Source organism: Trichocoleus sp. Lan (assembly GCF_039961855.1).
In the GTDB taxonomy this organism is placed as follows: Bacteria; Cyanobacteriota; Cyanobacteriia; order Cyanobacteriales; family FACHB-T130; genus FACHB-T130.
This window is the reverse complement of record NZ_JAMPKA010000008.1, coordinates 200095-211410: the sequence shown is the minus strand read 5'-3', so window position 1 is coordinate 211410 and position 11316 is coordinate 200095. Positions and strand designations below refer to the sequence as shown.

General features: G+C 48.1%; 9 protein-coding genes and 1 pseudogene. 7 read left to right on the top strand and 3 right to left on the bottom strand.

All coding sequences use genetic code 11. The annotated features are described in order from the left end of the window. Positions 1–99 (top strand): annotated as a pseudogene (locus NDA03_RS09800) (IS982 family transposase); the annotation flags it as partial. 29 nt (positions 100–128) lie between these two features. Here the strand turns inward: NDA03_RS09800 and cimA are convergent. Beyond that, the gene (cimA, locus tag NDA03_RS09795) at positions 129–1790 is read right to left on the bottom strand and encodes a citramalate synthase (RefSeq protein ID WP_348237926.1); all 1662 of its coding nucleotides are present in this window, start codon (positions 1788–1790) and stop codon (positions 129–131) included. Between the two features lie 106 nt (positions 1791–1896). Here cimA and NDA03_RS09790 point away from each other — a divergent pair, with 106 nt between their 5' ends. From NDA03_RS09790 to NDA03_RS09780, 3 genes are all read left to right on the top strand, one after another. Beyond that, on the top strand, positions 1897–2235 hold the full coding sequence (locus tag NDA03_RS09790) for a 2Fe-2S iron-sulfur cluster-binding protein (RefSeq protein WP_190674390.1): 339 nt from the start codon (positions 1897–1899) through the stop codon (positions 2233–2235). A gap of 114 nt (positions 2236–2349) precedes the next feature. Then, entirely contained in the window at positions 2350–2877 is a 528-nt protein-coding gene (locus NDA03_RS09785) for a hypothetical protein (protein ID WP_190674684.1), read from the top strand. A 4-nt stretch (positions 2878–2881) separates the two neighbouring features. Continuing rightward, positions 2882–3649 carry an ATP-binding cassette domain-containing protein gene (locus NDA03_RS09780; protein ID WP_190674387.1) on the top strand — a complete coding sequence of 256 codons (768 nt, stop codon included), beginning with the start codon at positions 2882–2884 and terminating at the stop codon, positions 3647–3649. Between the two features lie 99 nt (positions 3650–3748). Here the strand turns inward: NDA03_RS09780 and NDA03_RS09775 are convergent, their stop codons facing one another. Next, the gene (locus tag NDA03_RS09775) at positions 3749–4147 is read right to left on the bottom strand and encodes a biopolymer transporter ExbD (RefSeq protein WP_190415598.1); all 399 of its coding nucleotides are present in this window, start codon (positions 4145–4147) and stop codon (positions 3749–3751) included. Next, positions 4131–4781: a MotA/TolQ/ExbB proton channel family protein gene (locus NDA03_RS09770; RefSeq protein WP_190415596.1), complete on the bottom strand. Its 651-nt coding sequence runs from the start codon at positions 4779–4781 to the stop codon at positions 4131–4133. The genes NDA03_RS09775 and NDA03_RS09770 overlap by 17 nt, the downstream gene beginning before the upstream one ends. A gap of 312 nt (positions 4782–5093) precedes the next feature. Here NDA03_RS09770 and NDA03_RS09765 point away from each other — a divergent pair, with 312 nt between their 5' ends. The 3 genes from NDA03_RS09765 to NDA03_RS09755 all read left to right on the top strand — a co-directional run bounded on the left by NDA03_RS09765 (position 5094) and on the right by NDA03_RS09755 (position 11178). Then, the gene (locus NDA03_RS09765; protein ID WP_348237925.1) at positions 5094–7217 is read left to right on the top strand and encodes a TonB family protein; all 2124 of its coding nucleotides are present in this window, start codon (positions 5094–5096) and stop codon (positions 7215–7217) included. Between the two features lie 76 nt (positions 7218–7293). Next, positions 7294–8034 carry a tetratricopeptide repeat protein gene (locus tag NDA03_RS09760; protein WP_190674381.1) on the top strand — a complete coding sequence of 247 codons (741 nt, stop codon included), beginning with the start codon at positions 7294–7296 and terminating at the stop codon, positions 8032–8034. A gap of 603 nt (positions 8035–8637) precedes the next feature. Then, positions 8638–11178 carry a TonB-dependent siderophore receptor gene (locus NDA03_RS09755; protein WP_348237924.1) on the top strand — a complete coding sequence of 847 codons (2541 nt, stop codon included), beginning with the start codon at positions 8638–8640 and terminating at the stop codon, positions 11176–11178. The last annotated feature ends 138 nt before the right edge of the window (positions 11179–11316 follow it).

The window sequence follows — 11316 nt, the reverse complement described above, 5'->3', positions numbered from 1 at the left end:
AATTTTTTGGTCAATATCGTCTGTGGATTGATTGCTTATTGCCATCAGCCCAAGAAGCCTTCTCTCCAGATTGACTGGGCTTTACCCCCTGCTGCTTAACCCGTACTGACGTTAAGTTACTCTGGTTTCTACAATTGTGTTGCTGCAACTTCTGTCGTCCGACTTGCTGAAGATTGCAACAGCAAACCGTATTCAATTCCCTCGACCACTGCCTGATAAGAAGCTTCCAGAATATTGCTAGAAACCCCCACAGTTGCCCAGCGCTGATGACCATTGCTAGATTCCACGAGAACGCGAGTTTTAGCTGAAGTCCCGGCACCACTGTCGAGAATCCGCACTTTGTAGTCAGTCAAGTGAAATACAGCAATTTCTGGATAGAAATTGACTAAAGCTTTGCGTAATGCAGCATCCAACGCCGAAACGGGACCATTTGCTTCCGCAGCTTCCAAAATATCTTTGCCATTGACAGCAACTTTCACCGTGGCAAGGGCGTTTGCATTCCTGACAATATCGCAGTGGACTTGAAAACCCTTGAGTTCAAACATTTGCTGCCGTTGTCCCAGTGCCTCGCGCATCAGCAAATCGAAACTTGCTTCTGCTGCCTCAAACTGATAGCCTTCATTTTCCAGTTCCTTAAGGCGGCGTAAAAGTTGGCGACAGGCGGGATCTTGCTTATCTAGGTCAATGCCAAAGCTGCGAGCCTTTGCCAAAATATTACTTAATCCAGCTTGGTCGGAAATCACAATTCGACGCTCGTTGCCGACTTGTTCTGGCTGAATATGTTCGTAAGTCAACGGGTTGCGCTCAACCGCTGAAACGTGGACACCGCCTTTGTGAGCAAATGCAGAGCGACCCACAAACGGTGCGTGTTCATCGGGAGCAAGATTGACGACTTCGCTAATTGAACGACTGGCTGCTGTCAGATGTAGCAGTTGTTCGTCTTGAATACAGTCATATCCCAGTTTGAGTTGCAAATTGGGAATCAAAGAGCAAAGGTTAGCATTACCGCAGCGTTCGCCGTAGCCGTTGATGGTGCCTTGCACCATTTTGACTCCTTCCATGACAGCGGCTAAAGCATTCGCCACTGCTGTATCAGAATCATTGTGCGTGTGAATGCCGAGCAGGGGGAGGTTTTGAGTTTTGAACTCACTGTTGGCTTCTGACTGCTGAGCGCTGATTCCGATTACACTGGCAACATCCCGGACAATTTGGCTAATTTCGTGGGGAAGCGTGCCGCCATTGGTGTCGCAGAAAACGAGCCATTCTGCACCGGCTGCGATCGCACTATCTAAGGTCTTGAGCGCATAATCCCGATTGTGCTTATAGCCATCAAACCAGTGTTCGGCATCGTAAATTACCCGCCGCCCCTGACTGCGGAGATATTCAATCGTATCTCCGATCATCGCCAGATTTTCTTCTAAGCTGGTCTTCAGACCTTCTGTAACTTGTAAATCCCACGATTTGCCAAAAATCGTCACCCAGCGCGTCCCCGCCGCGAGAATGGGCTGCAACATCGGATCTTCTGCCGCAGTTGTATTTGGACGGCGAGTAGAACAAAAAGCGACAACTTCCGCGGAGGAAAGCGGTTCTTCTTTCAATTGCCAAAAAAATTGTACATCTTTGGGATTCGCCCCAGGCCAACCGCCTTCAATGAACGGAACGCCTAATTTATCTAGCTTTCGGGCAATTCGCAACTTGTCTTCGAGTGACAGCGATAGCCCTTCGCGTTGGGCACCGTCGCGCAATGTCGTGTCGTAAATCCAAATTCGGTTTGTTTGATCTGAGTGCATGGGAAGTTGTCGCCGAGGGAGAAAATTTAACAGCTAATTTTGTAAAGAACTGTAAAAATAAAGTGAAGATAAATGGTCACTCAAGAGGCTCGTTGAATCCATCATTATGCCAAAGGTAACAGCTCAAGGAAAAACGTTTGAGTGGAGTACGGGTGCTAACCTGCGTAAAGTGCTACTGGAAAATGGCATCGACCTCTACAATGGCAAGGCAAAAATCATTAATTGCCAGGGGATTGGCACCTGTGGCACCTGTGCAGTGGCAGTAGAAGGAAACGTTTCCGAAGCCAACTGGAAAGATAAAACCAGGCGATCGCTTCCTCCTCATTCTCCCACGGCAAACCGTCGCTTAGCTTGTCAAACCCAGGTTTTAGGAGATGTCAAAGTAACCAAATTTGATGGATTTTGGGGACAAGGCACTCAAACGGTTTGGACGCGGCAACAATAAACAATTTCAGTTTTAAATTTTAGATTTTGAGTTAAAAGCGTGTCACAAAATCTTGATTTACAGTCGGAATCAGCCCAGTCGGAATCAGCGCAACCCAGTCATTTCGTTTTTCGCATTTCCCCCCTGATTCGCATCACCTTGATGGCACTTTACCTGGCACTGACGATTCCGCTACCGTTTTTGTCACAGGCATCTGCGTCACCCGTACCGCCTTGGTTGCTGTGGTTGGGAATTGCCTTAGGGTTAGTCCCGTTATCTGGCGTCCTCAGCGAACGAGTGATTGTGGATGATGAAAAAATCCAGGTCACTTATCCTCGCTGGGTTCCCGGTTTCTTCCGCAAGGGTTGGTCGTTAGCTTGGGCAGAAGTCAAAGATTTAAAATTTCGCTCGACAGGGCAAGGTGGAATCGTTTATTACTTTATAAGTAAGTCAGAGCAAAAAGCTTATTTGCTACCGATGCGGGTCGTTGGCTTTGCTCGGTTAGTTAAACTGGTGGAAGACAAGACGGGAATTGATACAACTGATGTTCGTCCTTTGTCTCAGCCTTGGATGTATCTAATTTTGTTAGTGTTCTCGCTGCTGCTTTTTGTTACAGATGCGTGGACAATTTGGATGGCGACTACACAAGGACAATTGACATAATTTTTTGAACTACGAAGACACGAAAGCACAAAAAAATTTGCTGCGGCTGGAACGGGTAAGCCTTGCAGCGCCAGTTGGTTCGCAGTATTTATTGAAGGAGATTTCGTTTGAGGTATTTCCGGGCGATCGCTTGTGTTTAATTGGCCCTTCTGGTGCCGGAAAAACCTCGCTGTTGCGACTATTAAACCGGCTATTAGAACCCACTGCTGGCACAATTTACCTAGAAAATCAAGATTACCGAAAGCTTCCGATTATCCCGTTACGGCGGCAGGTAATGTTGGTTTCTCAAGAACCAAAACTTTTGGGAATGACGGTCAGAGATGCCTTAGCTTATCCTCTAGTTTTGCAAGGAGTCACAAAACAGGTAATTCAGCAACAATTGCTCAAATGGATCGAGCAACTACACATCCCAGAAGATTGGTTAGGGCGAATGGAAGTTCAACTGTCGCAAGGACAGCGGCAATTGGTTGGAATAGCTCGCGCCTTGATGATTGAACCTAAAATTTTATTATTTGATGAACCGACATCTGCCCTAGATGCGGGTCGTGCTGCTTACGTCCTGCAAGTATTGACACAATTGTGCAACGAGGGAAAAACGACAGTGGTGATGGTCAATCACCAGTTAGATTTAGCTCAAATGTTTTGCAATCGGGTTTTGTATTTGCAGGATGGGCAGTTGCTTGAGGATGTCTCAGCAGCACAGATAGACTGGACTAATTTACGCGATCGCTTTATCCAAGCAGAAGCACAAGCTGCTCAAGATTGGGGTTAAGGGTAATTAGTAATTGTCATTGGTGATAAGTCATTAGTTAGTAGGAACAAACTAATGACTATCGACTGATAACAAATAATCTTTTACCCAATGGACGGATTATTTCTTCGTAGCGATTGCTAATTTTGCACCTTTAACTTTACGCAACTGATCCATCACCGCCACGACTTGACCGTGATTAACTCCTTCATCAGCATTTAGCACGACAAGGGTTTCTTGCTCAGATGGAATTAGCGATCGCACTCCTGTTTCCAGTTCCTCTAAATCAATGGGCTGGCGGTTGAGTGCGATTTCTCCCTCCTCGTCAATTGACACTGTAACGGGTGTCGATTTTTGAGCTTGTCCGGTCGCTGCTTTCGGCAAATTTACCGATAGTCCTTCTGAACGGGTCAAAAATAGCGTGGACATGATGAAAAAGGTCAAAATGGCGAAGATTACATCGATCATCGGCACGATGTTAATCTGGACTGGGATATCCGGCTCATCGGGTAGTCGCATAGGAAGGCTCTCCTTTTTCATAACGGCGACGGTATAACAGTTCTAACTGACCGCCGTACTCTTGAATGTGCGCTGACTGCCTCTGATAGAAGCCGCGAAAGGCATTTGAAAACACGAGGACAAAGATCGCCACAATTAACCCGCTGGCGGTGGAAACTAACGCCTCGCTAATCCCTGCTGTAACACCGACTGTCTGGCTGCCTCCTACGCTCCCTAGCGTCAGTGAGGCAAAGGAGGTAATCAATCCCAAAACCGTTCCCAGCAACCCCAACAGAGGGGAAAGGGCGATAATCGTTTCAAACACCACATTGAATCGCTTCAATCCCGGTAACTCTGCTTGCGCTTCACTTTCCAACGCTAATCGAAATTCTTCTGGATTGGGTTGTTCCAGTTCCAATGCTGCCAAAAAGATTCGCGCAATCGGCAAGTCAACATTCTGCTTTAGCCGATGCACAGCAGCTTCGGGATCGTGCTGATAAAGCTTCATCACATCTCGGACAACCCGACCTTGCCGTCGGTTAATGCGATACCAAAATCTTGAACGCTCTATTACGAGAGCGATCGCTAATATAGAAAATGCTAGGAGTGGCCACATGACCACGCCGCCCGCCGCAAAAAGATTACTAATTCCCATCTAAGTTTCTCTAGGGCACTCAACAAGGCTTAGCCTACCAGCTTTCTTGAGTCTTAAAGCTGATAGAAGTTCTCAAGAGAAATTAAACCTAATGAGAATCTATGTCAAGCAGTTCTCCACAACTTGGGGAATAATGATTTTTGTTGAGTAATTTTAATAGAACCGTTGAAAAGGTTGAGAAGCCTATCAACGAAAGGTTTGGAGAGGGTTTGGCTAAGGTGATAGCAGCCCATTTTACTGGTTCTCCCTCTTGACATTTACTTCAGTGCATCTTACCTTGACCAAACAAGTGCAAATAACTTGCAATAATATATGGGCTTGTCAACTGTTGCTGTTCAGCAGCGAGAAAAAGAAGAAGAGGCTCTGAGGTCTTTTATTGCCTATAGCCTTATCGGTTCCCTAGCACTCCATATAGGGGCGTTGGCGACGAGCAATCGTTGGGTGAAAACATCTGACATCATTGCACAAGAGCCAATGGAAGTTGTGGTTCTCGATCCTGAGAATCTTGAAGCTTTGGAACCAGAGGAAGATACACCAAAAGAAGATCAACAAGAGCAGACGCCATCGTCAGCAAGTTCAGTTGCAGCCGGAGGCTCTCGCATACTTACGGGTTCTAGGCAGGAATCGGAAGAAGGTTCAGTTGCAGCAGAGAGTTCGAGTCAAAGCAGTACACCCGATACCAGTGCTGCTGCGCCAACATCTCAACCTCGTACGGAACCAAAAGCGATCGCTCGCTCTCCACTAGTAGCGTCGCAACCCGCGCCTACACGCCCTGAAGTGGTACCGCAGCCAGTGCGACAGCCGCTTGCAGTAAATTTACCTCCGTTCCGACCCGCTCAAAAGCCCAAACGAGTCGAGCAACGAGTCGATCCCGATCGAGTGGCAAGCGTGCCACCCACACCAGTAGAAAAGACGTCTTTGGAACGCACTGACGAACCCAATCGAACAAGTAACTCGCAGCCGATTCCCCAGCCTAGATCGGTTGCCGTTGCGCCGTCTTCACAAAATGACAAGCCAGCAGCGCCAACACAAGCGAGTCCATCTTTCCAGCAACAAACATCTGAAAGATTTAGAGATTTGGTTAGAGGAATCACTGGCTCCAGACAAACTCAAGAAAGTGCAGGAAATAGTGGCAGTCAAACTGATAAAAGCAGTGCTGTCGGCGGATCTACTGTTGCAAGCGGATTGGGAAGCCTGCTAGGCAGTGGTTCTGGGACGGGCAGCAGCACTCAAGGCTCAGGACAAGGAAGCGGTACCGGCAATGGCTTGGGTACCGGCAATGGCTTGGGTACCGGCAATGGCTCTGGTAGAGGCAATGGCTTGGGTACGGGTACAGGCAATGGTTCGGGCAATGGCTCAGGTACCGGCAATGGCTTAGGTACCGGCAGTGGCTCTGGTAGAGGCACTGGCACCAGCAAAGAACCGGGAAGCGGAAGGGATGTAGCGATAGTTCCAGAAAATTTCAAACCGAGAACCGAGCCAAGAACTGAGCCAAGAGACAGGGATGAAGAACGTCCTTCGAGAAGATCGGGATCAAGCCGAATCGGTTGCGTTAAATGTGACAAGCCCGACTATCCAAGCAATGCGAGACGGCAAGGCGTCGAAGGCGCATCCAAAGTCAGTGTTGATGTTGACGACAAAGGAAATGTTACTAATGTTCGGCTGTCGCGTTCCAGCGGTAGCAGCGAACTTGATGAAGCTGCCGTGAGAGCCGCCAGAAATTGGAAGTTCGATTCTTCCTCTGGTAGACGACAGGGGGTTGTGGCTTCAGTTGATTTTCAGCTAGAAGGATCGGAGCGATCGCGTCGTTCTCGCGAACGTCGTCGCACAGAATCGGCATCTTCCAGCCGTAGCTCGGAGTCATCGACTCCCCGGCGGCGGCGGCGTTTGGAAACAGCTTCTTCTTCCACGAGTGCCTCGGAAACACGCCGGATTAGTCGGCGGCGGCGTTTGGAAACGGCTTCTTCTTCCACGAGTGCCTCGGAAACACGCCGGATTAGTCGGCGACGGCGTCTGGAAACAGCTTCTTCTTCCACGAGTGCCTCGGAAACACGCCGGATTAGTCGGCGACGGCGTCTGGAAACAGCTTCTTCTTCCAGGAGTGCCTCAGAAACACGCCGGATTAGTCGGCGACGGCGTCTGGAAACAGCTTCTTCTTCCAGGAGTGCCTCAGAAACGCCGCGTCGTTCTCGGCGGCGGGTCGAATCTGCGGCTGCCAGTCCGTCCCAGCAAGCCCCACGGGCACGGCGGCGGCGGGTGGAATCTGCCTCTAGTTCGACCTCTAGACCGTCACGGCAAGCCCCACGGGCGCGGCGGCAGCGGCGTCTGGAAGCCGGTTCAGCAAGTCAGGCACAACAAGCTCCACGGGCGCGGCGGCGGAGAGCTGCACCTTCCTCAGCAGAATCATCGGGTTCAGCTACTACGAACAATGAATAATTGCCTCTCAACCAGAGTGGGTATAGACTCTTGAACTGATTGTTGAATACCCAATCACTCGTCACTAAGTAGATTTATGAACATCAAGACAGCGATCGCAATTCTAGGAGTTGTTATCGGAGTGGGTGGAGTGAACCCTGTAGTTCGTGCCCAAACTAAACCATCCCCCACTCCTACCAGTCCTCAAATCAAACCATCCCCCGCTCCTACTAGTCCCCAAATTAAACCGTCTGCGCCTACCAGTCCTCAAATTAAACCGTCTGCGCCTACCAGTCCTCAAATTAAACCGCCTGCGTCTACTAGTCCTCAAATTAAACCGCCTGCTCCCAGCAGTCCCCGCCTCCAAGGGAATCCTGAGGCGCTGCTCCAACAGGGTTTGGACAAACTTGATGCGGGAGACTACAAGGCAGCCGTCGATCTGTTGTCGAAGGTGCTAGAAGTAAATCCCAATGATACGGAAGCTTACTATAACCGAGCCGTAGCTCTTGTTGAGCTAGAGGACTACGAGAAAGCGATCGCTGATTACAGCAAAGTGTTGCAACTCGATCCCAAGGATGATGAAGCTTATTTGAATCGAGGACTAGCTCGGACTGAGTTAGAAGACGACGCCGGAGCGATCGCTGATTACAGCGAAGTTATCAAACTAAAGCCCGATCAAGCAGAAGCTTACTATCAGCGAGGAATCGCTTATGCTCAGCTAGAGGAAGATAATAAAGCGATTGAAGACCTTCAGAAAGCCTCTGAACTCTTCGCTGAGCAAGGCAAGCCAGATGAGTCCAAAGAAGCACTGGCGCTGATCAAAAAACTTCAGCCATAGCCTGAATCGAGAGGCTGAGCGACGCTCAGCCTCTCAGCGTTTTTTTGAATTTGATGTGATAGATTTTTGACCTGCGCCGCCGCTTCAGGAGTCGCGCTTCAGGAGTCACTAAGTGTGTTAGGGTTTTTTCGCTGATTTTTCAGACACTCTAGTTTCGCGTGTAGAGTTGGCGCGTGTAGAGATTGGCTGCGATCGCCCTCGTGATTTCTCTAGGACTCAATATTTTGTAGCCATCGGATCTATTAACAAGGCGAAAAGCAATCGTTCTCCACTCTAAACCAGCCTGCTGGTGGATTAAATTCGCCTTTCTTGAATAACTTTCTTAATTAGAGAAAACACTTTTATAAGGTTTTGTCAATTATTCGCTTGCTTAACTTCTTTAAACATTGGTTAAAGAAGTTAAGCTTGAGCCAATTGCTGAAGAACAAATGCCCAAAACTAGCCATTTGTCAATCTTTCTCGTAGGCGATGCCTCTAAATTTTTTCACTTGACTTTTGCACAGGCGTCGTTTTATCTTAACCACACTAATGATAATTACTTGCAATAAAAATCAGGCTTGTTAACCAAGACCTGGGTGCATAAATTAGGTGTGTGGAAACGGAATGAAACTACAGCAATTACTTCCTGGCTTGTTGCTCGCAGGCTCAGTTGTCATGACAGTGGCTCAGCCAGTACGGGCTGATGTCGTAGTAACAGGTGTGCAACTCAACTCAACACCCGACGGCTTGCAAGTGATTTTGCAGACGACAAATGGAGCAGCGCCCCAAGTGGTCACATCCAGCTATGACCAAACCCTGCTCATTGACCTGCTTAACGCCCAGCTAAGCCTTCCAGAAGGGGATACGTTTACTCAGGACAACCCAGCTTTCGGCATAACTTCTTTAACCGTAAACCGCTTGTATGGCAACAGTGTTCGGGTAACGATCAAAGGCGTCGCAGAACTACCAGTCGCAGAGGTGGTGCCGAGTCCGCAAGGAGTGGTACTCAGCTTAACAACCGCCTCCGAAACAGCAGAGGCTTCCCCTCCTAGCCAAACGCCAAAGACGACTGACTTTGAGCCTTCTGAGTCGCCCCAGACCCCTTCAGAGGCTGAACCTGGTGACGAAACCCAACCAGATGCAGATGCTTCAGTTGAAGAGCCAGAAGAAATTGAAATAGTAGTGACGGGTCAGCAAGAAGGCGGATATAGAGTCATCGACGCCACAACCGCCACGCGAACCGATACACCCTTGCGCGACGTTCCCCAGTCGATTCAGGTTGTCCCTCGACAGGTGATTGAGGATCAACAAGTCGTAAGAATCACAGAAGCTGCACGCAACGTCAGTGGCGTTGTGCGAAGCGAGGGTTATGGAGGCGCTACGGATAACTACACCATCCGGGGATTTGCCATCTCCAGTAACCTGAGAAATGGTTTCAGCGATGGCGGTTTTTACTCATTAACGGATGTCGCCAACATCGAACGAGTCGAAGTTCTCAAAGGGCCAGCTTCGGTGCTTTATGGTCAGATTGAACCGGGTGGTGTCGTGAATTACATCACCAAGCAACCGCTGAGCGAACCTTATTATGCCGCTTCATTTACGGCTGGAAGTTACGACTTCTATCGCCCATCGATAGATATTTCTGGCCCCCTCGATCCTGACAAAAATGTATTGTATCGATTGAATGTTGCCTATGAGAATTCGGGTAGTTTTAGAGATTTCGTAGACAGCGAGCTTTTCGTGGTTGCACCTGTCTTAAGCTTCAAGATTACCGATAAAACTACCTTAACCCTGGAGTATGAGTACCTGGATCTCGATCGAACTTTCGACCGAGCCTTTCCACCGCTAACTGCGATGTTTGATCTTCCCATTAGTCGTTATTTAGGAGAACCCAACGACAGTTACAACCATAGAAGCCATAAAGCTAGTTATGTTCTGGATCACCGTTTTAGCGAAAATTGGCGGCTCCGGAATGCTTTTTCAGCTCAAATCGTTGATACAGAGCGTAAAAATGTCCAAGCACGTACCTTCCAATTAGAGGGAGATGGACGCACCTTACGGCGAAGATATAATGACTCTGATGAAAACAGAGAAGATTATTCTCTGCAAACAGACTTGGTAGGCAAATTTAATACTGGCTCGATTAATCATCAACTTCTCATAGGGTTGGAGTTAAGTAAAATTAGAAATGGCTACACATTACGCAGAGCAAATTTCCCTTCAATTGATATTTACAATCCAGTTTACGGGTTTCCTCGTCCAAACAGTTTCGGTGACGCCTTTGGCAGAGAAGAAAACACTAATACGTTAGGTATCTATGTACAAGATCAGATAACGTTGTTGCCAAATCTGAAATTACTGATTGGCGGTCGATTTGATTCGGTCGATCTTGACATCGAAGATGTTTCAGACGCTTTGAATGGCAGCGAAGCTGAAAAATCCGGCCGTTACTTTGAAGCCTTTTCACCCCGTGTTGGAATTGTTTATCAGCCCATAGAACCGATTTCACTCTATGCCAGTTACAGCCGCTCTTTTCGACCAAATATTTTTGCTTTTACGTCGAACGGACAGCTAATAGAGCCTGAAAGAGGTACCCAATACGAAGCCGGAATTAAAGGCGAATTTTTAGATGGCAGATTGTCCACGACGCTGGCAGCTTACCAGATAACGAAAACAAACGTTGCCACGGCAGATCCCAATGATAGTGATTTCTCAATTGCAGCGGGAGAAGTTAAGAGCCGAGGCATCGAATTGGACGTGAGGGGAGAAATTAGACCCGGTTGGAATGTTATTGCATCTTATGCCCATATGGATGCTTTTGTGAGCAAAGATGAGAGCATTCCTGAAGGGGACGAATTGGTTAACGCGCCAAATAATAGCGCTAGCTTGTGGATGACCTATGAATTCCAAAGAGGTTCTCTGCAAGGGTTAGGTTTTGGAGCTGGAGTATATTTCGTGGGGGCTCGGGAAGCGGAACTTCCAAATACCATCGAAATCCCTTCATATTTGAGAACTGATGCCGCTATCTTCTATCGGCGGAACAATTACCGCGCTGCTCTGAATATCAAGAATCTCTTTGATATCAAATATTACGATTCTCAGGGCTTCTTAGTTTACCCCGGAGCGCCTTTAACTGTGTTAGGGACATTTGGGGTGGAATTTTGATGTTTTAAGCTCTGGCTAAGCGGTTAATCTGGTATCCCCAACGCCATTCTGGTTAAAGCTCAATACTTTTCGATGAGTAAGTTTCATCGCTCAGAGATCCTCCCAACCCCCTTTTTTGAGGGGGACTATGTTTCTCTA